Below are 24,448 nucleotides of genomic sequence, written 5' to 3' on the forward strand. Positions count from 1 at the left end.
CCGGTATGCTTTGTGAATGTCTGCTGACCGAATCGTCTACTGCCTTGAACGCGTTTCTGACTACAGGGACTTTGAGCGCCTCTGTTCAGCGCTCCTAGCCGGGACCGACTATCCCGGTATCGACCCGCTTGGAGGCACGGGCGACGAGGGGCGCGACGCCATCATCCGCACGGACGCCTCCGGCCGGCGCATCGTCTTCGCGTACACCGTCCGCGGGGACTGGTTGACGAAGCTCAAGAGCGATTGCAATCGGGTCCAGGAGCGGGCCCACAACCCCAGCGTCTTCGTTTTCGTCTGCACGGAGGCCTTGAGTGCCGCAGACAAGGACCGCGCACACGACCTGGTCGCCAAGAACTATGGTTGGACCCTCGACCTGTACGACCTCGAACGGCTGCGCGTGCAGTTCGTCGGGCCGCAGCGGCACCTCGTCGCGCAGCATCCGAGCATCTTCACGCCACCGTTCTTTCCTCAGTCCGGCGGCCAGTCGTTGGCCGAGAGCCGGGACACGCTGCTCATCGACCACGTTGATGCCGACCACGCGTTGGCAACCTGGCTGTCGCGCCGGTTGACGTTGGCGGGCTACCGGACCTGGTGTCGAGGCACGGCACCGATGGCCGGCGAGAACCCCGACGACAGCGTCCGCAAGCTCATTGACCTGCGAGGTTCTCAGTACCTGCCCGTACTGTCTGAAGCAAGCCTCTCCGACGCGCTGTTACTCGAGCGCTGCGGCCTCGCTGCCGCCAAAGACTCGTTCGTGTTGCCGTGCAGCTGTGCGCCGGGGCAGGAGTCACGCCTTCCGTCAAGGATGCGGTCCGTGGCTGCGGCGAACTTCGCAGGCTCCTGGAACGAGGGTCTCGCCCAGGTCCTGGCGAGGCTCGCTACGCTTGGCATCCGGCCGAGCTTGGAAGGTGACCTTGGGAAGCAGATTGCGTTGCGGGACTACCTGCCCAGTCGAGTCACGGTCGCCAAGCCTGAACCGGTCTTTGCCAACATGTTTGCGCTGCACCTTCCGGCGGCGATGCTCATTCACGACCTGTCACGCGCCCTCAAGGAGGATGAGAAGGAGGAGCTGCGCGCCCGGTGGGCGTTCGCTGAACTGAGTTCTGACCTCCTGGTGTCCTTCAGCCCGCACCCGGCTGGCAGCCTCCCGTTAAGGAGCCACAACCAGCACACGGAGTTCTCGTGGGCGGACGTCCCCTTCCGCGAGGGCAAGAAGACTGAAGACCTGGCCAAGGAGCTTGCGTCCCGCAGTCTCGAGCTGGTCTGCAGGCAGAAAGGGCTGAAGTACTGCCCAGACCGGAAGGTCTTCTACTTCCCCGAGCGTGAGGATGGCGAATGGAACCAGCCTTTCCGGCACGTCGATGGACGCACGACGAGGGTTCAGCTGACGGGTGAACGTACCAGGACCCGAGGCGACGACGTGCAGACCTCTCTGTACCAGCTGGCGCCAAAGTTCCGTCCGCAGCATGAGTTCGACGGCTCCTGGAACGTGGTGCTCAACATCTACATCCGAGTGACCGACGTCAATGGCAAGCCGTACGAGTTCAAGGAAATTGCTCGGCGCCGCAAGGCTGTCACCAAGGGTTGGTGGAACAACCACTTCCTGGCGCGCATGTTGGGGGTCATCCAGGCGCTCGAAACCAGCGAGGGGCGCATCGAAGTGGGGGAGGGCAAGCGCGCGGTGACGGTAGATACCGCTCCCCTGAGCTGGCAGTGCCCGGTGGGCCTGGACGTGGCCGCTCTGTCCGGCCAAGCAGACCTGGGCGAGGAGCTTGCTGCGTATCGAACTCGCGACGACGAAGAGACTGACGATGCCGACGCGACGTCGGTCGCCACCGAAGGTCCCGCCGCATGACGAACACATTCCACTTCCTTGGCGAGCCGCTGCTCGAGTTCGGGCATGGCCAGACAGCGGAGGACCCTCACGACGGCCTGGCACTGTTTGGACCGGCGGAGCCTTGCAGCCAGCTTCCCAGCAACATCGTCATCGGCACGGAGCGCGGTGTCGAGGCGTGGAAGCAGTGGTGTGCCGCGTTGAACGCGCCGGCAGCGTGTATTGACCCCAGCCGTCATCGTGCCTGGCCACCGTTTCCTGGTTTCGACGTCGCGTTTGGCGCCAAGTGGCCCTTGCCGGTGCGCAGCTACGTGGTGGACGCCAGCAAGCTGTCCGAGGCATCGCGCAAGACCGACAAGCACGACCGCGCCTTCGAGGTGGCCAACCTCTACATGGAACAGGTTGACCGCCTCGGCAAGCTCGATGCGCGTCCGGCGCTCGCCATCTGCATCGTTCCGGACGAGGTGTTCGACAACTGCCGGCCCAACTCCACGGTCTCCCGAGCCAACCGAAGTGATACCGGCCGAAGTAGGGACGAAGTGGCGTTCCTGAAGCAGACGATTGCCAACCGCGACCAAGGGCAGGGCGGCCTGTTCGAGGCGGAAGACCCGGCCATCGCGTCGCTGCTGGACGGCATGGACGCGTTCGAGGAGGCGCGAGGCTACTCCCCTGACTTCAGGCGGCAGCTCAAGGGCCGGATGATGGGACACGAGCTGCCCGTCCAAATCATCAAGGAATCGACCCTGCTCATCACCGCGCAGGTTCGCAACGGTGAGAAGGGCACCAATCCGCTGTCCGACCGGTTGTGGAACTTCGGCACCGCCATCTTCTACAAGTGCGGTTCGAAGCCTTGGAAGACGCCGTGGGCCCGCGAGGGCGTCTGCTACGTCGGCCTGGCCTACAAATTGTCCGAAGACCAGCGCACGGCGTGCTGCGCGGCGCAGATGTTCCTCGACAGTGGTGACGGCATCGTCTTCGTCGGCGAGTTCGGCCCGTGGTACTCATCGAAGGAGGGCGAGTTCCATCTGCCGCCCGACAAGGCGGAGGCCTTGCTTCGCGGAACCATCGCTACCTACAAAGAACAGGATGGCCGACCGCTGAAGGAAATCTTCTTGCACGCGCACTCCGGCATCAACGCGGAGGAGTACCGCGGGTTTCAGAAGGCCCTGCCGGAAGGAGTCAAGCTGGTGGCCATCCGGGTGCGCCAGGACAGGGGAGGGATGCGCCTCTACCGCCATGACGAGCACCCCGAGCCGGGACAACGGGGCAAGCATCCGGTTCAGCGCGGCGTCTTCTGGCAGCGCACTGCCCGTCATGGACTCCTGTTCACGAACGGCTTCAAGCCGCGCATCGCGACGTATGACGGCTTCGAGGTTCCCGTCCCGCTGTCCATCTCCATCCAGCATGGCGACGGAGACATCGTGCAGGTGGCCAAGGACATCCTGGGGCTGACCAAGCTCAACTACAACTCGTGCCAGCTGGGCGAGGGGCGGCCCATCACCATCAAGTACTCTGACCGCGTCGGCGAAATCCTGTTAGCCAACCCTGGTCTCACTTCGGACAAGTGGCGGCACAACTTCAAGTACTACGCTTGACTCCAGCAAGGCCTCAGCACGTGCATGACCACTCCGGATAAGCAGACGTTGGAACGCTTCGCGGAGGCATGTCGTCGAGAGCTAGAGACGCTGGCAGTCAAGCAGGGGTCGATGTTCCAGGGCTTTCCGAAGGGCGCGTGTGGCCCGGCCGCAGAGCTCATTGGCCGATTGCTCCAGGAGCGGCTTGGCCTCCACGGCACCTACGTGCGTGGCAGTGACCATCAAGGCCTGGCTTCAACTAACCAGTCGCATGCCTGGGTGGAAGTCACCGACTGCATCATCGACATCACGCACGACCAGTTCGGCCGAACCGGCGTTGACGGCTGGGTTGTTCCCTTGACTAGTGCTTGGCATGGACGGTTTCGAAGCATCGACCGTCGCAAGGGCTTCTGCATGCCCAGTGGCTGGCCTATGTACCCGCACGACGGCTACGCGGCGATGAAGCGTGCCCTTGAACTGACGGCCAAGTAGCCGCACAGACACTGGTCCCGGTCGCTCTATACGGGACATCGGACCCTTGCGGCCCTCATCTCTCTCGCATATTCCATGGCTCTGGTCAGCAAAACAAAAAGGGAACTCGCCACCGAATGCTCGGCTGTAAAGCTGAGAGGTACGCTCGGCCAAGGTGGCAACGGGACTGTTTACGCGGCGACGCATGCAGTGCATGGCAAGGTTGCTATCAAGTTTTTCTTGAACACTGAAGTTCGCCGGCGAGTTCGGTTCGATGATGAGGTCAAGGTAGTCACCGAGCGGCTGAAGGGGTCTCCGCGGGTTCTTCCCATCTTGGAGTTCAGCCTCCCTGACGCGGCAACCGGCGGAGTGCCTTGGTACGTCATGCCGACAGCGGAGAAGATTCAAGCGGCCCTCGCCACGGCCGACTGGCGGGGGATGTTGCCGGCGTTCATCGAGCTCGCTGATGGCTTGGCGGAATTGCATCAGCTTGGGGTGGCGCATCGTGACGTAAAGCCTGAGAACATGTTCCAGTTCGCAGGGTCTTACCGGTTCGGCGACTTCGGCATTGCGTCGTTTCCTGAACGCACGGGCGTCACGCGGATGGATGAGCCCATGGGGCCGGCTACCTTCATGGCCCCTGAGATGGAGTCGAATACAAGCACAGCCGACCCGTACCTGGCAGATGTCTACAGCCTCGCCAAGTCGATTTGGGCGCTGATGGCAGGCAAGGATTTCGCATTCCCGGGTCAGTACGTTCCCAATGGCAAGGAGGCGCTGTCACTCTGCGACGGTTCAAAGCAGTTGTTCCTGGACCCCTTGGAGACGCTTCTCATAGATGCCACGAGTTCCCGCCCAGAAGACCGTCCAACCGCGGCGCAATTTTCCGCGCGTCTCAAGGAGGTGGCAGCGCTCCAGTACGACTTCGACAAGAGCAACCCATTGCAGTGGGAGTTTGCGAACTCTGCTGCACTGAAAAGTCGAGGTGTGACCCGAGCGGAGTGGACAAGGGTGACGGATATCGTTGAGGTGGTGAATCTGCTTTCGCGGCACCACGGGATGAACCATTGCTTCTATCCAGAATTCGGCGGCTCGCACATCAGCGGCGCGTCGACCCACGAAGGCGGGCGACTTCTCATGCTGCACATTCCTGAAGGCGGGCCCGACTACATAGTTCATCCTTTGAAGCTCACTCTGGAACGCTTTCCAGACCATCCAGAACTTGGGTATGCCGTGCTACAAGTGGGCAACGTTGACCGGCTAACCCAAGGCAATCGCTTTCTCGACGGCCCAACAGAACGGCTGCGATGGCTCAATGACTATGACTATGTCGTAGATGATTCCGATGAAGACGAGCCTAGCTATCGTGGGGTCGGGCACGTGTGTTCGCGCCGCTTCAAGGACGGGCTGTTTGTTATCGCCCCTACCCGGGGCGTCTACAACAAGATGGACGACTACATGGGCACTGCACAGCGCCTTGGCGTGGAGGGGCTGCGAGAGCAGTTTGAGTCCATGTTGGAGGCGGGCACGCACAAGGCTCCGGCCCGTTCCCTCATCCCGGTTGTGCGCCTACAGGCCGAGCCGTTGAAGCGAGTTCCCTTCTCCCTTGAGCACTTGACCGCAGACATGTTGTGGCAGTTGCTCGACTTGGACGATGCGGTGCTCAAGCAACGGGCAGAGACGGGCGGTGGCGGTATCGAGTACGGCAAAGACATCGCCAAACGCATACGGGAGACAGCAGCGGACCCGTTGCGAGCAGAGGTGCGACAACTACTCGATGCGTTCACCGATGCCCAACGCGGCGAATACCTAGCACTCACGGAAGTCGCCTTGGGCATCGCTACTCCCGAGGAATTTCACAACCGGGCAACGAGTCATGGTCGGTCGAAGCTCGAATCGCACTACCTGGCGGGGAAGGTCGGCACGGGGTACGTACGCAAAGCGCTGGCTAAGTTCGGGCTGAAGGTTGCGTAGGGCTGCAGTGCTGGGCGCTGCTCCTTGATGGCAACCCATGCGGCGGCGAGACAGCCAGTGGCTTGCTGTGGAAGGCCGCGTGGTGCGCGGCAGTACCAAGAATTACGGTCGGGTCCCGTAATTTTGTGAAGAGCCTCCTCGTCGTGACGCAGACGCGCAGGGTTACCCCTGCCCCTCGTAGTAGAGCGAGTCGAGCATCGCGGCCCGGCAGTCCCACAGTCGGGCCTCAAGCCGACCCTTCGGCCGCCCCGCGAGCCACCACGGGCTCATGCGTATGGGTTCAACGATTCGCTCCCAGAAGTTGTCCAGGTCGAGCGTGGAGTGCGCAACCACAAGAGCCTTGCAGAGACCCTCCCGGTTCCGCGAGTTGACCGCAACGAAAACATCCGGTCGCTTCATGGCCAGCAGCCTCGAAGCCACGGCATAGCCGCCATGGTGCGCCTTGCCTGTGAAGGCAGTCCGGAACTCCGTGACGAATGCTTCGTACTGGGCCTGGGTGATTTCGCCAACCAGCGGGATGTGGTCAAGGGCCGCGGACAGCCCGTCAGCTGAGTTGTTCACCAGACTCTTGAAGTCGCCTTGAGGGAACATCGTTCCGAACCAAGCCCACTCGATGCCATCAAGTTGCGGCTCCCGTGAGCCATACGTGCCGGCAATTGCTTTTCGCTCGTCGCGCTCCATCCGCGAGAACGACAGGCGTGTGGCGAACAGCACTCGCGCTCGTTCCAAGAGTTCCAGGCGCTTCTCGAAGTCATGGCGGTCATCCGTCTTGACGCGACGAACGAAGTCTTGCCAACTGATGTCGAGCGGGGAGGGCTGCTTTGAGCTCTTGGCAGGCCTCCGTATGCGGTGGAATTTCCGAAGCGCCTGTTGATGCGGGCGCATCGCCTCGTACTGTCTCTCGTAGGCGAACAGGAAGTCGTCGTCGATGCTCTCCGCCGCTCGCCAGTTGGTCGCAATAAACTGGCTCAGTTCTTGGAGAAGGTCGTCACCGTCCTCGCCTTCAACGAGCACGCTTGCCTCGATGTTCGAGTCGAAGGCGCTGGACGTGAGATTGTGGCTGCCGACGACAGCAGTGGTTGTGGTGCCGTTCTTGAAGAGATAGACCTTCGGGTGGAACAGCCTAGGCTTGTCGGGTGCGACGACGCGCGCCGCAGGCAAGTCTGCGAACCTTCGAAGCGTCGCCGGCGCCGTGATGTACATGTGCGTCCCAATCACAGCGCGCGAAACCTTCCCCGATTGGAGGATGGCGTCCGTCACGTCGCCCTCCGTCGCCCAAGCGACCGCAAGCGAGATGTCCTGTGAATGCTTGGCCAGCCTGAGCATTTCCTTCGCGGCTTGGCTATCCGTCAGCATCCTTGCTGCCATTGCGTTCCTCCCTCTTTGTTCGAGCGGCGACGTCCTCAGGCGTCCTCTGCCTTGGGGTCGATGCGAACAAGTTCGATGAACTTGTCGCGGTTGTATCCCGCTTCGGCTATGGCGCTGAACAGTCCTTTGGCATCAGCATCCCACTGTCCGTGCGACTGCTTCTCCAGGCGGTAATCAAAGAATCGTTGGAAGATGAATGGCAACACGTCGCGGTCCCAGGTCAGCTGGAGCACCTGTGGGAGCTCCCTTCGTAGGGTCCCGTTCGGCTGCTTTCCGAACAGCACCCAACGAACTGAGACGCCGGCTCCATCGGTCCAGATGCCGTCCTTGTAGAGGCCGGCAGCGGCTGCTTCCACGTGCTCAGGCGGCAGCACACCGACGGCCGTCAACACCTTCTGCATGTTCTCGTTGGCCGGGTCACGCCAAGAGGGATTCAGCGTGCAGCGTGTCGACTTGGTCTCGGCAAGCACCAGCTGCAACCGCCCATCGCCATGGAAGAGGTCGTGGTCGCGCATTGGGTTGACGCGGTTCTCCCGTCGATGCGGGAAGCGGACGCCGATGACATCCACCTCCGTTTGCTGGTTGTAGTGCCCGTACTGGTCCGCGCCTTCAGGGTGCACGACGAAGTTGTACTGCGTCAGGAACCCGTTGAGGCGCAGGAACCAGTACGCGAGCCGCTCGGAAGAGATGTCCACTGTGGCTCCTAGGCCGCGAGCGACTTGTTGTGGAAGGCAGCGTAGTCACCCCGCCGCAGGCCTTCGGCCAGCCAGAACTTGCCGTCACGCAGTTCAGCCAGGCGGCGGTCAAGCAGGCGATGGAGGTCCGTCCGGATGCCGTCTTCGGCCTGGTTGTCGGTCCGCCAGTTCTTGCCGGGAAGGTGAGCGGCGTCGAGCACGTCCTTTATGGCTGTGCCCGTGACAACACAGCGCCAGCCGCACCGAGCTCCGACGCGCAAGCGGAATGCTTGCTGGCGCATGCGCACCTCCAGCTCGGCGTTCACCTTCTTGACGTCGACGGTGCCCTTAGGGCTCGCGGTGATGCCGCAGATGGTCGACAGGGGCAGCTCCAGGTCCGTGACCGCGGTCGCAGCATCTGAGTCTGGGTTGCCGCGGGAATCTTCGAACCACAGCGTGGGCGTCTTCGTGTTCCTGGCCCGTTTCGGCCAGTGCGCAATCTGCCGACGGTAGGCCTCGGCCACGTCGTCGATTTCCAGCGCCACATAGTTGACGATGTCGCCATCGTTCATGTGAACAAGAAGGGCGTGGGTCGCACCCTTGGCCTTGGCGCTGGCCACTCGCGCTTCCACGAATTCGATGAAGTGCGAGTCTGGGAAGGCCGCTGCACCGGGCTCCTTGAACAACGCGAACTGGATGGCTGAGTAGTTCCGCTCGTCCGTCCACCCCTGCTTGAGCCAGAACCGAACGTCGGAGCCGTCAGCCGCCTTCGCGTCGACGAACTTCATGGCCTGCTCGCGCTTGGTGGCCACCGCCGAGAACCCGTGCTGTTCGAGCAGCGACGGCATCAGCGCCAGGACCAGGGCCTCGTTTTCGTACGACTCGGGTTTCCGGGCAATCTCCTTCGACATCGGACCTCCTCGCGGCGATTTCTTGCGGTAGTTGACAGCGTTAGCTGCTTTTGCTTACGATTCTCGCGCGGTTCAAGCCGAATCGCGGGCAAGTTGGCGCCCGTCAGTGCACGCACCGGACCCTGTCCGGCACGGCAAAGCCAGTTCGTATGCGAGACCTCTTTCCCCCGGCTCGATGACCTCCACTTGGAGAGCCGGACAACGCGTGCCGTCCCTCGATGCTCTCTAGGAGTTCATCCATGGCAGCCACTGCTGCGCCGACGGCGCAATCCACTTCCCCTCAAGACCTGCAGGCCACGGCCGCAGCCCTCTGGACCTTCGTCCATCTCAAGGTCCCACGCTTCACCTCCGAGGCGGCCCTCCAGGTCGTCGAAGGTCTGCACGCGCAGCCCGACGAGGACCCCAAGGTCCTGGCCAAGCGCCTGCGCAAGGCGTTGAGCGACGCCGGCGTCTCGCTCAAGCACACGGCGGCGCTAGACGCTGCTTCCCGCATCCTCGGTCGCTCCAGCTGGCACGCCCTCAACCGTGAGCCGGCCTCGCCGAAGCTCAAGCTCACCGTGGTCGCCCAGGCCCCGGAGGAACAGTTCTCGAGCTGGCACGAGCTCGCGCCAAGACTGGCCGAGTGGCTCGATGCCTGGCATCAGGTCAAGCCCACCAGGGTGTTCGAGGTCCGGTTCGGCAGCGACTTCATCCTGGTCTGTGTCCCAGAACCGAAGAAGGACAGTCCGGCCGGCGAGACCGACATGATGCCGGCGCTGGCCATCAACCCGATTGGCGACGTCAAGGGCTGGCTGACCGAGGCACCGGCAGCTTTCGAGATGGTGCGCCGGCGGCTGGAGGAAACCGACAAGGCCATCCTGGACGGGGTGGCCACGCTCCAGGTCTGCGGTCGCAACGGACCCGACGTTCTGGCGAAGCTGCCGGCCATCCCGCAGCCTGTCACGTCCGACGACGCCTGCAACTCCGAGCTGGTTCTCCTGCGGGAGGACGACATGCCAGGAGAGGGCTTTGAAATCGCCCGCGGCGACGAGATGTCGTGCTGGTCCCAGCTCGAACTGGCCGTGAAAGACGAGGCGAAGGGCCAGCCGCTGGAGATTTCTCTGGACGAGGAGGGCGCTTGGCGCGTCGGCAAGGGTCGCTACGTGTGGCAGATGACGACCCTGCACCCCGAGGACTATGTTCCCGGCCAGGTGCACACCGTGCTCACCGAGGCCGAGGCCGAGAAGCTTCTGCGGCGCTACCGCCTGGCCAAGCGCATCCTCGGTGGAAAGGTGAAGCACCACCACGTCACGAAGCAGCTGAAGTACCTGAGCGGCCCTGACGACACCTACCGCGTTGACCTGCACCGGGTCTTCCACGCTCTGAACGACGCCGGCCACGACTGGGACTCGTTCTGCGCCGAGACGGGCATCCAGCAGGACAAGGTTCCTGAGGTCAAGGTCGGCTTCGTCATGACGCTGGCCGAGCACCTCAAGCTCAAGGACCCCAACAAGCTCTTCGCCTCGCCGCCTCGGACGAAGCTGGCCAAGGCTGTTGACGACACCCTCATCCGCTCGTTGATGCCGCGCGTGGATTTCGTCCGCTACCGGACACCGCGTGACCTGACCCCCGACCAGGTCGAGGGCATTCGCGACGCCATCGAGGACTTCAGCGCCTCCATCCGCATCCAGAGAATGCAGCAGTTGGGACAGTTCACCAACCCCGATGACCCGTTGCCGTACCTCTGCTACGCGGGCGACGGCGAAGAGCTGCGGTTGAAGCTCGAAGAGCTGGGCCTGGAGATGTACGTCGGCGTGATGCCGCACCTCATCTCCACCGAAGGCGTCGTCGAGAAGTTGCCCAACATGTGGTCGTACGCCTTCGGGCACGCCATCTACCTGGACATCGACCGCATCGAGGAGGGGGCATGAGCACGACCAACATCCAAGACCTTCGCACCCACCTCGAAGCACGTGACCTGTCCGCGTTCCTGGTGGAGTTCGAGCAGCTCGGTGGTGCAGGCTCCATCGAGCTGACCACGGTGACACAGCGCATCCTGCCCGGCGTGCTCCTCGAGCTCTTCATGGCCGACCGGGTGGACCATGCGCAGACGCTGGCGCTCTGGAAGCTGGCACGCACCGGCCGCTTGCTTCTCGTCGACAACACTCTCATTGAGGCCGTCAACCAGCGGTTGGACGCTGCCTGGGCGGCTGTGCATGGCCCCGACGCGAAGGCACCGGAGAAGCTGCTGGTGCTGGACCCCGAGCAGCCCGCGCAACTTCGGCGCCCCTCCGCGTCCAGCGACTCGCCCCCTGCTGTGCCCATGCAGCGTGTCGTGGTGTCGAGCACGTTCTGCATCGGACCGGTGCGCATGAGCGACAGCACGTCGTTCAAGAGGAACTTGTGCCTCAGCTCCCAAGAGAGGGAGTTCCTCAAGGCCGTGCGGCAATACTTTCCCTCGCTCTGGGCGTACCCCAACGTGCCCTTGCGGAACTTCATCGACGTGGAGAGCTTCGTCGGCCGCCTGTCCGAGCGGCATCGGACGTTCTCTTGGTCGGCGCAAGTGGACGTATTGCTCTGCACTGACGACGAAGACCCGGTGGCAGCCTTCGAGTTGGACTCGGTTCATCACGACACGGAAGACGCTGCAGAACGGGACCGGCTGAAGGACGAACTGCTGGGCCTCGCGGGCCTGCCATTGGTTCGAATTCGGCCGACCGATACGCGCAATGTCAGGGCTGAAGACTTCTTCGACTTGCTGTGTGCCCAGCAGCACGAGCTCGACAAGCTTCGACCTCGGCGCCTGAGGCCGCGTCGCGTGCACGACATGCTCGTGCCGGCTGAAGCGCAGTTCGCCAGGTCGGCGGCGTAGGGGAGGGCATGACGGAACAAGCGTTGTGCAGGCCTTGGGCCTTTATCTTGAACAAGAGGGGAGGATGTTGTGGGTGTTGGTGACTGGTTCCAAACCTTCTGCGGGAACATCCGCATCGGCACGGAGAAGCGCGGCTCTATCGGCTATCGAACCGGGCGCATCGCCGGCCAGCTGAACGCCGACTTGCGCGGCCTCGACTCGAAGACGAGTTATCGCTTCTATGTTGGGTCCTACGGGCGCTCGACGGCCATCCCGAGCGTGAGCGACGTCGACTTGCTGTACGAGCTGCCCAACGAGCTCTACACACGCTTCAACGGCCACGCCGGCAACGGGCAGTCGGCCTTGTTGGCCCACGTGCGCGCGTCCATCCAGAAGACCTACTCCGTGACCGAAATCGGCGGGGACGGACAGGTCGTCGTCCTGCGGTTTGATGATGGTGTGAGGTTCGAGGTGCTGCCGGCCTTCTTGAACACCGAGGGCGGCTACACGTTTGCGGACACCAACAACGGCGGTACCTGGCGCGCCTGCAAGCCCAAGCAGGAGATGACCGCCTTCAGCACTCGCAATACCGCGTGCAACGGCAACTTGGTCGAGCTGGCGCGCATGGCTCGTGCGTGGCGTGACCAGAACAACGTCTCCATGAGCGGGATGCTCATCGACACCTTGGCCTATCAGTTCATCGACGGCTGGGCGTACAAGGACAAGTCCTACGTCTACTACGACTGGATGACCCGGGACTTCTTCGCCTTCCTGGCGGCCCAAGACTCCGGCAAGACGTATTGGACGGCGCCGGGCAGCGGCTCCTGGGTCTATGGCAGTGGCTTCCAGTACAAGGCACGGCAGGCCGAGCTGCGCACCATAGAAGCCATCGACAACCAGCAGCACAACTATGACTACACCGCAAAGCAACTCTACAGGGGCATCTATGGCACCGACTTCCCCAGCTAACCCGACCTCCGCGCTGGAAGGGCAGCTGCGCGAGATGTACGGCCGCGCCGCGTACACGCACAAGACCCACCAGAAGATGGCAGACCAGTACGTGGCGCGCTACAAGCGCATCAAGGTCGCCGAAATCGTCTTGTCTGCAGCGACCGCGAGCAGCTTGCTGTTGGCCATCTTTGGGGACAAGCCGATTGGCACCATCATCGGCGCCGTCCTGTCGGCCATCCTGCTGGGCTTCACGCTGTACTTCAAGGAGGCCTCGCTCGGCGAGCAGGCCCAACTGCATACCGAGGTTGGCGCCAAGCTGTGGGGTGCCCGCGAGGCGCTCCTCAGCCTCCTGGTCGACTTGCAAGACGGCCGGGCGGTGGACGAAGTTCGCCAGGAGCGCGACCGCCTGAACGCTGCCTTGGAAGACATCTACAAGGCGGCACCTCGAACGAACAATAAGGCCTACGCCGCCGCGCAGAAGGCCCTAAAGGAAGCGGAAGAGCTGTTCTTCACCGACGAGGAGTTGAACAAGATGCTGCCGAAGCAGCTGCGATTTGCTTCGGCAAAGAATCCATAGGCGAGGCCGGTGTTACGTGGCTGTGGTGCCCGGCTGCATCTGCTTTTGCGCTCCCGCTGCGGGCTTGAGCCGCCAGGTCTCCATGTCTACTTGGTTCGCGGAGTAGCCATAGGCCTTGTAGACCGCAAGCATTGCGTTCTTCAGCGCCCGCAAATCTTTCTTGGCTTCAGCCAAGTCCGAGCGATTTTCTCCCATCCCGAAGTCTGCAATGCTTGCAATTCCAGCCGCCGAACTCGCAAAGTCGCCCATTAGTGCGTTAGACGCTTCCTCAACCTTTTCCACAAGCGTCGGGTCCAGCTCTTCGTCAGCCGAGAGCCGATTTGTGATTGCCCAGACCTCGTCTTGGCGCTTCTGCATCATTTCAATCAAGGTGTGGGCGAATTTTCGTGCGCTCGCAATTTCATTGGCGCGAAGGTCCATTTGTACCTTCCCAACTCCCATGTCATGAAAGGCTGAGGCCAGTTCAATGAACCCTTTTAGGGTGCCGAACGTCTCTTGCGCATTTGCAAGCTTCTCCTCAGGCGTTTTGAGGGCGGAGATGACAGGAGGAGCGGGTGTTTGCTCGGCTTGGGCGGGGCTAGGGGGTGCGGGCTGCGCGTCGGCTTGCGCCGAGCTAGTAGTAGGGCTCAGCGTCTCGGGTTCAGGGGAGTGGCCCATGAAGAAGTAGAGTGCTAGTGCTCCGAACGCCAGGCCTAGGAGGACAAGGCCCCGACGAGAAAAGCTATTTTTGGATGGTCCTTCTGACACGGCGACTCCCTGAAAAATAATGTCCGCCGTATAGCCACTCTTCCGTCTTCGACCCCACAGGGCCCTGCCTGCCGTTGACTGATGAGAGCGAGAGAGAGCACAGGTAGTCACTCTGTTGTGGACCAGAGGAGGCTAAACAGGCGCACTACACAATAGCCACGAAATCAGCCGAATCAGACGCATGCATGCTCTCCGCTTCGAACAGCACGATGGCCACGTTGTCGACGTGCGCCCACAGGGTGAGCGACTAGAGTTTAGGCCCATGGGGCTCGCCGCATACCGCAAGTGCTATGTTGGAGAAGGAGCCGTCGATTTTTCAATCCAGAACGCAAGAGTGAACATTGCGGGTCCCGAACACAACGACGTTGACGTTTCAGCTGCCGTCAACTTCAGCATGACCCGAAGCGGGTCGGGCCTCGAATACGCTGCGCTGGTTCCTGGAGGCTGGCTTCCTGCGAATATTGCTCAAGTCGAGGTCTTTCTTCCGGACTCAAACATCGCAGGTAACCTGGGTGGCTTTAAAGAGGCGCTTGGGTCGCGAAAAGTTCATCAATCGGACGCACTCCACATGGGCGCTCAGCGACTGAACCCCATGCTGCCTGCTATCGAGGGGAACAATAGACGGTTCCCCTCGTTGGTTGAAATCGAAGCTCGTGCCATTGAGGTCTGCAAGAAGTTCGAGAGACGATTTCCTGGTCGAGCATTACCGCTGTCGCAGGCTCAGGTCCTAGCGGCTTACGGTTTAGTTTCTGAGCACATCGAACGATGGCCGCGTGAACGGGACTTCCTTCGTAAGGTGTGGCCGCTCTTCAAGACCATGGCGTCAAGGGCGCCGGACCATTGCGCGGTGCTACGAGCCGTTCAAGAGGAGCGAGAACGGTCTGGTCTACCCCAGCTCTCCTTTCTGTACTTGCTTGTTGTTGACGCTCTCTTTGCGCCCAAGCAGCGCCCAAAGCATTGGTGTCCTGGCGCTGCGGTCGTGAAGCCACATCTGCCACCTACCGATGAAAATCTATACAACGTTTGCTCTGACGTGTGGTTGCTAGAAATGGCAATGAAGGCGTATTCGGTTTTGGGCGAAAGCAAGGTTGCGATTTGTACGCAGGACCGTGGGCTTGTTGGTGCATGGGCGATGCTGGCACCGCGTAGCTTTCAAAGCGAAAGCAGTGGACTGAACCAGCACTCTTTGAAGTGCTCAATCTCTCTGCCCGATGAACTGGCGGAAGGTTTGCCCCTGGACCTACGAAGGGACCTTTGGAAAGAGCTCGGCGTGAACTGAGCTTGGCACCTTCGAGTAATGCGTTAGGTCCAAGGTCCGAGCAGCACAATTCGCGCTAACTCCTTCCCATGAAAGATTGCAATAGGTTCCCAGTCGCTGTCGTTGGGAAGGTTCCAGGGAGCAGTGAACGACTCTTCATCGAGGTTCGGCACAAGTACTTGGCACTCTTGCAAGACCTGGACCGTCGGCGCACTCGACCCCTTCGTTGGCGGAACCTCGCTAAGACAAACCTGCACCCGTGCTTTGGGCCCTTTGACGAACATGGCGAGAGCATCCACGTCGACAGCAGAAGTGATGCCAGGTTGATGCAGAAGTTCTTGGTTTGCGGTTTTGTGAAGCGTAAGGAGATATTGTTGCTTGGCGTTCATGGCGGGCTCACAAGGGAATAGGTGTCTTGCATAGCCGCCGATGTTTATATGGCCCCCTCGAAAAGTTCAGGGGCTTCGTCGAAGGCGAACAAACGTTCGACTACGCGCTCGGCGAGGCGGTATCCTCCCAGACATGCCCCGTCCGTCCCGCATCGACGAAGCCAAGGAAAAGCTCCGCGAGCACTACGCCACCCATGGCGGCATGCCGTCCATCCAAGCGTTCGCCGAGTTGATGGGCTATGCCTCGCCCTCGTCGGCACACGATGTGACCAATGCCCTGGTTAGGCAAGGCTACTTGGCCAAGGACGAGCGCGCCGGCCGCCTCCTGCCAGGCCCGCTGTTCGACGGCAGTCGCAAGCGCACCCCGAGCATCCCGCCCGAGCTGCTGGAAGCGCTACCCAAGGGCATTGAGCTCAACGTGCTTCAGGTTCCCAGAGGCTCACCACTGGTGACGGATGGTGTGCTCGCCGGCGACTACCTCGTTCTCGCGCCCGCAAGCCGAAGCGACTTGTCCGGCACTTTCCTGCTGACGCAGGGCCGAAGGCGAGTCTTGGCGTCAGCCCCTGCCGATGGCTGGAAGGTGGCTGCGGTCGTAGTCGCGCAGTTTCGGTCATACCGATAAAGCAAGCCGGGCCGTGCAGCGACCCAGCGAAATAGGTCAGTCACCGTAAAGCTGCCGCTCGACCTCCATCACTCCTGCCCAGAGCTGATGGTCATTGCCGCCCGAATTGGCAGCCAAGCGAACTAGTTGCATAAGCGCTGCCGCAGCCCGGGCTTGTGCCGCTTGCGATGCCTTACGGGCTAGCAATGAATAGGCGTGCCGACCTAGCCGGGTTATCGTCGAAGTGTATGGGTCCGCCGATACCAGTGCACTAGCCAATAGGTAGTTCCAGCCACCGGTTACTTCCGCGGCAAAGGCGCCAACGATAGTCTCATGCACTTGGGCGTGCTCCGTTAGAAGCCAGTTGCAGAGCCGTTGACGACTCTCGTCATTGAGGAATAGGCCAGCTTCGCGGAAGTGCTCCGCTTGGCCAAGCAATATTCCAAAACAGAAGTCGCTATAGACGCTTCTTACGTGTGGTGGGCTAAGCACGAATGGGTACTGCTGGCAAAAAGCCCTTGCCTGCGCAGTCAGCTCGGCTAGCGATTCACGAACGAACAAGCGATGGGCGTTCTCTGGACTAGGCGGGGAGCTTGCGAAGAAGTCTCTGATTAGCGACATGGGGTACTCCTATGCGGTTTCGGGATTCGTATAGCCACCCAGCCGGTCCAGCCCGAGGGAGGGGCCGCTGGGACTTGACAGCCCGTCGTAACCGAATGAACATACGGCTACGACACTGTATGAACATCCAGCATGAGCCTTCTCTCCACCCCGCAGCGCGCCCTGGGAGCCCTTCAGGACTACTACGCCACGAACCGCGCAATGCCGTCGTTCGGTGCGCTGGCCAAGCTGACCAGGGTCTCGGTCTCAACCGTTGCTGACGCCGTCAACAAGCTCAAGTCGACCGGGTATCTGCGCGCAAGCGATACCGGCCGTCTGCAGCCCGGCAAGAGGTTCTTCGAGCGCCAGGTTCTCGGCCCCGTCCAAGCCGGGTTGCCAGCGCCAGCCGCGGACCTCGAATCCGAAGGCATGCTCATCGACGAATACCTGGTCGACCAGCCCACTCGGACGTTTCTGTTGACCGTTCGGGGTGAGTCCATGCGCGACGCCGGCCTATTGCCTGGCGACACCGTGGTGGTGAAGCGCGGAGCTATTCCCACGCTCGGCGACATCGTCGTGGCCATGCTTCGCGGCGAATACACCGTCAAGCGACTGGCGCAGGAGGAGGGCGGGGCGCCCTACCTCAAGGCGTGCAACCCCGAGTTCTCCGACATCTATCCCGCCGAGGACTGCGAGGTGGTCGGCGTCGTCATCGGTCAGTTCCGCCGGTATGCATGCACCCGCAAATTGCTCGTCTGACATTAAGGTGCCGCAATTCAAATTGCGGTTTCGAATACTTAGCGCAGCAGGCGTATTTGTTTCCAGCGAGTTGATATTAGATTAGCAATGTGGCATCAATAAATTTGCATGGCGCTCAATCTAAAACTTCGACACAAACTCAAAAATATGATTCAGAATTGTTTTCCTCACTCTGATTACTGCGCCCCTGTAAATAACTCCAGGCGCATTTTTGATATTGAGGTGTCCCATGGCACGTAGTTACGCCAACTACGGCATACCCCTGCCCGAAACTCCCGGGTACCGGCATGCCCATACTTGGATGACCGCACGTTTGTTCGAGCTGGCCTGGATGTCGCAGGGCTGCGTCGACGCGGTCACCGGTGGACCAGAGTGGCTGTTCCACCGCAACGGCGAGGAAGCGCGGACCAAGCCAGGCCTGACATTGACGCTGTCGGATGGGGGCACGGCCTATTGGAGCGCCATGGACGCGCACTACGCCGGCGAGCTGCCGGATTGGGCCAAGGTGCAGCAGTTCCATGCCGAGCGGCTTGGTGCCAGCAGCTGGGTGCTGACCGACGAATTCATCCAGCACAGCCGCGTCGAGTTCACCAACCGCACCGACGCCTACTACTTCCTGGCGCATGCGCGCGACTGGGACAGCTCCGACATCGAGCGGGACCTGCTCATGGCAGTGCACCGTTCACCGCGAACCATCGCGCAGCTGGCCAGCCAGCTCCACCGACCCGAGAGTCACGTCCAGGCCGCGGCGCTGCGGTTGTGGCGCCGTCGACTGGTCGACCTGCCGATGTCCTCGGTGCGCATGAGCGAGCAATGGCTCGTGCAAGGAGCTACCCATGGCCTCCGGTAGTCCCGACCCAGTTCAGCTGCGGTGCACGCGTCAGGAACTGGTCGATGGGATGCCCACAAGGGCGAACTGGCCTCGCCCGGACCGCGGCAGCTACTTCGCGAAGGACCGGGAGGGCAGGGAGCTCGAAGACCGGTATCTGGCCACGTGGGGCGCACTCGACGACTACGTTGACGGCAAGAAGGAACTCGACATCGTCAACGCGCGGCCGCTCGCCAGGCTAACCAGGGGGCAGCTCTATCGCCTGCTGCGGCGGGCTCTGGAACACAACCCGCGTACCGGCGCGATAAACGGCTACTGGGCCTGTGTGCCCGGCTGGTCGGCCAAGGTGCCGCCCGACGACCCTGCCGCATCGCCGTACGGCAAGGAGCTTCGCAAGTTCTTCGACCAGCACCCCGACATCGAAGCCGACCTCTGCATCTTTTGCTTCCCTGATGGCAAGAAGTCGGAGGTGCCTTTGAAGCACCTGACGCCCCGCAAGGTCCACGACCACTTCACCATGCTCTGCAGGGCTCGGGGGCTGCACGAAGCTTCTCCCAAGCAGTGGCCCTACGTTCGACAAGAGGTCGACAAAGAAACCGGCGTTCGGAGGACGGTCGACACGACCACGGTCGGCAACGAGGCCGTTCGTAGATGGTGGAAGAAGCAATGTTTCCTGCGCCCAGCAGAGGCTGCATACCGCGTCATGCCTCCCGACAAGGCGGCGCTCTTCAAGCGAGACCATGCACGACTGAACGAAGGCCAGGCTGTCCGTCCGCGCGGCTACGACTTGTTCGAACGCTGGGAGCTCGATGAGAACAAGCTGAATGCCCATTGGACCATGCTGTTGCCGATGCTCAACGGCAAGTTCCAGGAGGTAATGACGAGGCGCTTGTGGGGGCTGAGTGTCGTGGACTGCTCCGTGTTCTTGCGCATGGCTTCTTGCGTGAGCCACTCACCGAGATATCGGACTCAGGACATCAAGCGGCTGTTGTACCGCGCCGCATTCCCGCCGGCGCGACCAAAGCTCACGCTGGAGCATGCCGAGTATCGGTACCACGAGGGCGCCGCATATGGCCTGGAGCCCTCCGTCTTTAGCGGCTCGATGTGCAAGACCTTGTGCCTGGACAACGACTCGACGCACTTGGCGGAGGACACGCTCGAGAGCATCCGAGACACGTTTCGCTGCAGCATCGTGAACGGCCGCGTGGGCGTGCCGGAAAAGCATGCATTCGTTGAGCATCTATTTGTGGCGTGGTCAACGGCCATGTCGATGCTGCCATCTGCCACCGGCACCGGCATCGACGACCCAGCCAGGCAGCCCGACGCTCAAGAGGCAGCCGTTCGATATCGCATCACATGGTGGCTTGCCGAAGAAATCCTCGACGTGCTGTGCCGCAACTGGAACGTGACGCCGATGCTGGCACTCGGCGGCGTCTCGCCGCTGCATGCCGCCGAAGACATGTGGCGCAAGGGCAGGGTGTTCCGTAGTGGCTTCGGTCAGTTCACCCCACCCAGCTTGTTCCGCTTCCTGCCGAAGAACCCAGGCAAGCGGTCGCCAGCGCTTGGCCACCTTCGCAACGGGAACTCGCTCAGCCCTCTTGTGGTTCGGCACGGCGACGCCGTCTACACCAGCGCTGCGTTGAACTTGCATCGAGACCTGTACCACGTCGCGAATCGGGAGGTCGACATCTACGTTCAAGAGGATGCTCGATTTGCCATCGTCGTCCCGCATGCCTTCCCTGACCGGGCCTATCCGGTCGCGATTGCTGGACGGTACGCGGAGACGCCGCACACCATCGAGATGCGCCTGCTGACCAATCGGTACGCCAAGCGCGTGACCACGCAGCATCGCGCATCTGTGGCCAACACCATGGCGGGAGTTGTGGGTGCGCTGGCCAGCCAGAAGACAAACGACAAGGCATTCCAGCACTTCATGGGCGGGCTGCTGAGCTTCATGGGACGCGCGGGCACGGGCAATCTGACCTACATCGACCTGAGCGAGGAAGACCGCGAGCGGCTTCTACTGGAAGCCAAGGACATCATGAAGGGGGAGGGCTACGACCCGGACGAGGACGAGCCCACCATCGAGGTCGCACCGGCGTCTGCGCTAGACCAGCTCTCGGCGGCAGGAACTGATGGGGCCTCGCCTGGCATGACATCGGACGAGTTCGGCATCATCAATCGGCAGCGGTACAAATGAACTCGCTGCACCCCTTGTTGCTCGACCACGGATGGGTTGCGAGCACGGGGCCCATCAGTGCTTTCAATACAGCGGCGACGAACGCGTTGCAGCTCAGCTTGCCGTCGCTGGTGGTGATGGGGCCGCCGGGAGTTGGCAAGACAACCGCCGCCTACGACCTATTTGACTTCCTCGCTGGAGACAACAAGGTTGTTCCTTGGTGGGCGTCGGCCATTGGCGTCCACTCCCGCGGTGACATTCCCAAGTTCTACCGCTCTTTCCAGCGTGCTAAGACGGCAAAGGGTCCGAGCTCGAGGCGGCTGCCGGTTCACAGCGACTATGAGAATGCAGTCAACGCTATCGCGCTCTCTTGTGACGAAGCTCAAACGCAGCGTGCTGCGCTGCTTATCGACGAAGCACACCAGTTGGGGCCCGCCGTTCTCGAATCGCTGAAGGCGGCTTTGGAGGACCTGGCGCGTAAGCGTATTCAGTTGCTCGTTCTTCTGCTCGCAGAGCCGGACTACCGGAGCAAGGCGGTTGACCTCTTCAGCATTCCTGCGGGTCGCTCGCTCGCTGAGCGCTTCTTTGCGTCGTCAATACATGAGTTTCACGGACTGAAGGCTTCGGACCTGGTCCTGCTGATGAAGCACGTTGACCATGCCCGCTGGCCGGAGAACGGCGGGCCAACGTACACCGAACACTTCGTGCCGAAGTTGTTTCGCGCAGGGTGGCGGCTGGAGACCCAGGCTTCCCTGCTGTGGGATGAATTCCGAGAGCAAGCAAGGGCCATGGGGCTGGAAACCGCTGAGCTTGAGGTAACGCCGCGCTTTGCCGTCCGCTCCATCCGATTCATCCTCTTGCGGCTACAGCAGGATGCCAGCCTGGCTGGAGATATGCGGCGTCTCGTGGCCGACGCTGTGCGCGATTCAGGTATGGCGGTGGCACAAGAACTTCGCACGGAACACACCAAGAAGAGCAAGGGGAGCCGGCGGTGATTCCGTTGCCGTGGTCGACGCGGTGGTATGTCGAGGGCATCTCGCTGTGGACGCTCGCGGCCCGCATTGCTTTCGTCAGCACGGCCACCATCCTCACAGTGCTTGAATACCTGGTCGGTGTGTCGCAGACCCACCGTGCGCTGCTGTGGTTTGGGTCTCGGAGCTCCATCGCAAGGGTAGGGGAGCAGCTTCATCTTCCGCCGCAATGGAGCGCCGCCAGCTTCTGCTCGGAGGCGCCACTTCCATTGCATGAGCGAGAGCACTATCGGCTAGCGCTGCGCTGGTGCCCACAATGCTTGGCGAGCTGGTACCACTCACCGCTGTTCCAGGATGCGCGCATTGCCGAGTGCCCTGTCCACCAGGTTCCACTTCTGGAACGATGCCAGCACTGCAGCCGCGTTGTGGACCCGCTGCTAGTGACTCCGTGGAACTGTCCGGAGTGTCGGCAGCCTTTAGCCTACGCGCCGGACGACTGGCGAGCGGGGTTCACGGCGGATTGCATGCACGTCAGGACCGCTGAGCGTCGACAGCTTCCATGGCAGCGAGCGGATGACGGCGCATCAGTATGGGTCGCGGCAGAGAGCGCAAAGTTCTTCAGCGACGACCGGTACGAGGTCGACGTGTGGCTCTTCGACCAGCTCTGTGCCCTTTGGGACTGCATCGCCGGCGACCATCGGCAGTGCGCACAAGGAGAGGCTGTATCTTCGATGGGGCAGTACCGCGGTGCGCGTGCCTTCACGTGTCCTGTGGCTTCGGCATTTCTCCAAGCCGGACTTGCCATGGGCATTGAGCCCGAGCCGCTGGCCAAGTGGCCATCGTTCCGTGGCAGCACCCCGTTGTGGGCGGCCGACCGTTCGGTGCCGGCCTTGGCGCAGCCGCTGGTCGCCCGAGAGCAGCTGCGGCTCTTCATCGTGGACGCGTTGGAACATCTTGGCTCGGTGTCCAAGCATGGCTGGTCCGAGGCATTCTGGAATTTTGAAGATGCGCGACGCGCGAAGGTCATCACGACCTCCAAGGGTTTGTTCATTGCCGACGGGATGTCGGACGATGAGTTACTGCGCGCCTGTCGAGCCGCCGCCGAGTCTTGCAGAAGACCTCTGCCGGTGGCCGGCTAAAACTTCCCCAGTTCGTCTGAAAACGGAATGACCGCGCCAGTCGCGGTTTACGACTCCATCCGCCAGCGGCCGACGGCCACGTAGGCCCGCCAGGCCAGGGGTCTCTCCACCCACAAGAATTCATCCGGGGGTCGCCACCCAGTTCGGTTCATCCGGGGGTCGTCGCCACCCACGTCGCGTTCATCCGGGGATGGCGCCTTTAGACCGAGGCTGTGTGAAAACCCTCCTGGTGATCTGATCGACGCTGCCTAGATTCATCGTGTCGATGCGACATGGTGGAGGTGACGATGGCGCGATTCGTCGAAGGTCAGGGGCGGCATCAAGTGACGCTGCTGCCAGAGTGCCTGGATGACTTCATCGCTGAAGACAATCCTGTCCGCGTCATCGATGCCTACGTTGAAGAGCTTGATCTCGAAGCGCTTGGCTTCGCTGGCGCCACGCCAGCGGCGACGGGCCGCCCGGCCTACCACCCGGCGGTCTTGCTCAAGATCTACATCTACGGCTACCTCAACCGTGTCCAGTCAAGCCGGAGGCTTGAGCGCGAAGCACAGCGCAATATCGAGCTGATGTGGCTGACTGAGCGGCTGGCTCCGGACTTCAAGACCATCGCCGATTTCCGCCGTGACAACGGACAGGGCATCCGCAGCGTCTGCCGTCGCTTCGTCGAGCTGTGCCGGCAGCTGAAGCTGCTGAGCGGTGACGGCGTGGCGGTCGACGGCAGCAAGTTCAAGGCAGTCAATAGCCGCGACCAGAACTTCACCGCCACCAAGATCGAAAAGCGGCGCCAACAGATCGAGGAGAGCATCCAGCGCTACCTCGCGGCGCTCGACACCGCGGACAGGACGTTGCCGCTCATGGAGTTCGGCCCAAGGTATGCCCAACTCAGCCACAAGCTGGATGGTCTGCGTGAGCAGATGCAGCGGCTAGACGAGATGGAGCAGCACCTCCTGAAGCAGCCAGACAAGCAGGTATCTCTCACGGATCCGGACGCGCGTGCGATGGCGACCCAGGCCGCGGGCAGCGGCGTCGTGGGCTACAACGTGCAGGCAGCGGTCGACACCAAGCACCACCTGGTCGTCGCGCACGAGGTCACCAACATCGGCAGCGACAGAGCACAGCTCAGCGGCATGGCGCTCGCGGCGCAGGAGGCGATGGGTAAGCCCAATCTGAAGGTCTACGCCGACCGGGGCTACTTCAACGCCCCGCAGATCAAGCGTTGCGCGGACAACGGCATGAGGCCCTTCGTGCCCAGGCCGATGACGTCAAGCGCGAAGGCCGAGGGTCGCTTCGACAAGACTGACTTCATCTACATCGCCAAGGACGACGAGTACCGATGTCCAGCAGGCGAGCGGGCCACCTATCGCTTCACGCGCGATGAGCACGGGCTGCAGATCCGCCGCTATTGGAGCAGCGCGTGCCCCGCATGTCCGATGAAGACGCAGTGCACGCCATCCAAGCACCGCCGCATCTCGCGATGGGAACACCAGGGCGTGCTCGATGCCATGCAGCTGCGATTGGATCGAAACACGGATGCCATGATGATCCGACGTCGGACGGTAGAGCATGTCTTCGGCACGCTCAAACACTGGATGGGCAGCACGCATTTCCTGACGCGCAGGCTCGGCAACGTCAGCACCGAGATGAGCTTGCAGGTCCTGGCCTACAACCTCAAACGGGTGATGCAGATCTTGGGCATCAAGAAGGCAGCGCAGGCGATGAGGCTGGTGGGCGCATGAGCGCCCTTTAAACATCGCATCGCAGCTCGGATGCCCTGAGCACTCCTCAAGCTCAGACGAGCCCTCGGAGAGCCCG

General features: G+C 61.9%; 21 protein-coding genes. 16 read left to right on the top strand and 5 right to left on the bottom strand.

The features are described from left to right. The first annotated feature begins 16 nt into the window (after nt 1–16). From ACEN96_RS15635 to ACEN96_RS15650, 4 genes are all read left to right on the top strand, one after another. Nucleotides 17–1,855, top strand: coding sequence for a hypothetical protein (locus tag ACEN96_RS15635; RefSeq protein ID WP_495584012.1), 1,839 nt, complete (start codon nt 17–19; stop codon nt 1,853–1,855). Then, nucleotides 1,852–3,429, top strand: coding sequence for an argonaute/piwi family protein (locus ACEN96_RS15640; protein ID WP_495584013.1), 1,578 nt, complete (start codon nt 1,852–1,854; stop codon nt 3,427–3,429). Before ACEN96_RS15635 ends, ACEN96_RS15640 begins: the two co-directional genes overlap by 4 nt. A gap of 24 nt (nt 3,430–3,453) precedes the next feature. Further along, complete coding sequence (locus ACEN96_RS15645; RefSeq protein WP_495584014.1) at nt 3,454–3,900, top strand: hypothetical protein; 447 nt, start codon at nt 3,454–3,456, stop codon at nt 3,898–3,900. Between the two features lie 75 nt (nt 3,901–3,975). Further along, complete coding sequence (locus tag ACEN96_RS15650; RefSeq protein WP_495584015.1) at nt 3,976–5,853, top strand: protein kinase domain-containing protein; 1,878 nt, start codon at nt 3,976–3,978, stop codon at nt 5,851–5,853. A 162-nt stretch (nt 5,854–6,015) separates the two neighbouring features. On the opposite strand, the gene ACEN96_RS15655 is transcribed toward ACEN96_RS15650, so the two are convergent. Genes ACEN96_RS15655 through ACEN96_RS15665 form a run of 3 tightly spaced genes read right to left on the bottom strand, consistent with a single transcriptional unit; the run spans nt 6,016 to nt 8,806 of the window. Further along, a complete protein-coding gene (locus tag ACEN96_RS15655; RefSeq protein ID WP_495584016.1) occupies nt 6,016–7,221 on the bottom strand; it encodes a phospholipase D-like domain-containing protein in 1,206 nt (401 codons plus the stop codon). Nucleotides 7,222–7,256: 35 nt separating this feature from the next. Continuing rightward, entirely contained in the window at nt 7,257–7,916 is a 660-nt protein-coding gene (locus ACEN96_RS15660; protein ID WP_495584017.1) for a hypothetical protein, read from the bottom strand. Nucleotides 7,917–7,924: 8 nt separating this feature from the next. Further along, nucleotides 7,925–8,806, bottom strand: coding sequence for a hypothetical protein (locus ACEN96_RS15665; protein WP_495584018.1), 882 nt, complete (start codon nt 8,804–8,806; stop codon nt 7,925–7,927). Nucleotides 8,807–9,045: 239 nt separating this feature from the next. Between ACEN96_RS15665 and ACEN96_RS15670 the strand changes: the two genes are divergently transcribed. The 4 genes from ACEN96_RS15670 to ACEN96_RS15685 all read left to right on the top strand — a co-directional run bounded on the left by ACEN96_RS15670 (nt 9,046) and on the right by ACEN96_RS15685 (nt 13,164). Then, nucleotides 9,046–10,716, top strand: coding sequence for a hypothetical protein (locus ACEN96_RS15670; RefSeq protein WP_495584019.1), 1,671 nt, complete (start codon nt 9,046–9,048; stop codon nt 10,714–10,716). After that, nucleotides 10,713–11,657, top strand: a complete 945-nt coding sequence (locus ACEN96_RS15675) for a DUF2726 domain-containing protein (RefSeq protein WP_495584020.1) — start codon at nt 10,713–10,715, stop codon at nt 11,655–11,657. The genes ACEN96_RS15670 and ACEN96_RS15675 overlap by 4 nt, the downstream gene beginning before the upstream one ends. A gap of 69 nt (nt 11,658–11,726) precedes the next feature. Continuing rightward, nucleotides 11,727–12,605, top strand: coding sequence for an SMODS domain-containing nucleotidyltransferase (locus ACEN96_RS15680; protein ID WP_495584021.1), 879 nt, complete (start codon nt 11,727–11,729; stop codon nt 12,603–12,605). Next, a complete protein-coding gene (locus tag ACEN96_RS15685; RefSeq protein ID WP_495584022.1) occupies nt 12,583–13,164 on the top strand; it encodes an SLATT domain-containing protein in 582 nt (193 codons plus the stop codon). Before ACEN96_RS15680 ends, ACEN96_RS15685 begins: the two co-directional genes overlap by 23 nt. A 12-nt stretch (nt 13,165–13,176) precedes the next feature. Here the strand turns inward: ACEN96_RS15685 and ACEN96_RS15690 are convergent, their stop codons facing one another. Further along, on the bottom strand, nt 13,177–13,584 hold the full coding sequence (locus ACEN96_RS15690; protein WP_495584023.1) for a hypothetical protein: 408 nt from the start codon (nt 13,582–13,584) through the stop codon (nt 13,177–13,179). A 589-nt stretch (nt 13,585–14,173) separates the two neighbouring features. On the opposite strand from ACEN96_RS15690, the gene ACEN96_RS15695 reads away from it, so the two are divergent. Further along, entirely contained in the window at nt 14,174–15,190 is a 1,017-nt protein-coding gene (locus tag ACEN96_RS15695; protein ID WP_495584024.1) for a hypothetical protein, read from the top strand. Nucleotides 15,191–15,213: 23 nt separating this feature from the next. Here ACEN96_RS15695 and ACEN96_RS15700 read toward each other — a convergent pair whose 3' ends face one another. Next, a complete protein-coding gene (locus ACEN96_RS15700; protein ID WP_495584025.1) occupies nt 15,214–15,558 on the bottom strand; it encodes a hypothetical protein in 345 nt (114 codons plus the stop codon). Nucleotides 15,559–15,691: 133 nt separating this feature from the next. On the opposite strand from ACEN96_RS15700, the gene ACEN96_RS15705 reads away from it, so the two are divergent. The 7 genes from ACEN96_RS15705 (at nt 15,692) to ACEN96_RS15735 (ending at nt 24,372) form a co-directional block, all read left to right on the top strand. After that, nucleotides 15,692–16,180 carry a hypothetical protein gene (locus ACEN96_RS15705; protein WP_495584026.1) on the top strand — a complete coding sequence of 163 codons (489 nt, stop codon included), beginning with the start codon at nt 15,692–15,694 and terminating at the stop codon, nt 16,178–16,180. Between the two features lie 732 nt (nt 16,181–16,912). After that, entirely contained in the window at nt 16,913–17,518 is a 606-nt protein-coding gene (locus ACEN96_RS15710; RefSeq protein WP_495584027.1) for a LexA family protein, read from the top strand. A 301-nt stretch (nt 17,519–17,819) separates the two neighbouring features. Next, on the top strand, nt 17,820–18,368 hold the full coding sequence (locus ACEN96_RS15715; RefSeq protein WP_495584028.1) for a hypothetical protein: 549 nt from the start codon (nt 17,820–17,822) through the stop codon (nt 18,366–18,368). Next, nucleotides 18,355–20,547, top strand: a complete 2,193-nt coding sequence (locus ACEN96_RS15720; RefSeq protein WP_495584029.1) for a hypothetical protein — start codon at nt 18,355–18,357, stop codon at nt 20,545–20,547. The genes ACEN96_RS15715 and ACEN96_RS15720 overlap by 14 nt, the downstream gene beginning before the upstream one ends. Then, the gene (locus tag ACEN96_RS15725) at nt 20,544–21,521 is read left to right on the top strand and encodes an AAA family ATPase (RefSeq protein ID WP_495584030.1); all 978 of its coding nucleotides are present in this window, start codon (nt 20,544–20,546) and stop codon (nt 21,519–21,521) included. Before ACEN96_RS15720 ends, ACEN96_RS15725 begins: the two co-directional genes overlap by 4 nt. 500 nt (nt 21,522–22,021) lie before the next feature. Beyond that, a complete protein-coding gene (locus ACEN96_RS15730) occupies nt 22,022–22,636 on the top strand; it encodes a hypothetical protein (RefSeq protein ID WP_495584031.1) in 615 nt (204 codons plus the stop codon). A gap of 287 nt (nt 22,637–22,923) precedes the next feature. Beyond that, nucleotides 22,924–24,372 carry an IS1182 family transposase gene (locus ACEN96_RS15735; protein WP_495588560.1) on the top strand — a complete coding sequence of 483 codons (1,449 nt, stop codon included), beginning with the start codon at nt 22,924–22,926 and terminating at the stop codon, nt 24,370–24,372. Nucleotides 24,373–24,448 lie beyond the last annotated feature (76 nt).

It is taken from the genome of Roseateles sp. Mitsp63 (assembly GCF_059491535.1).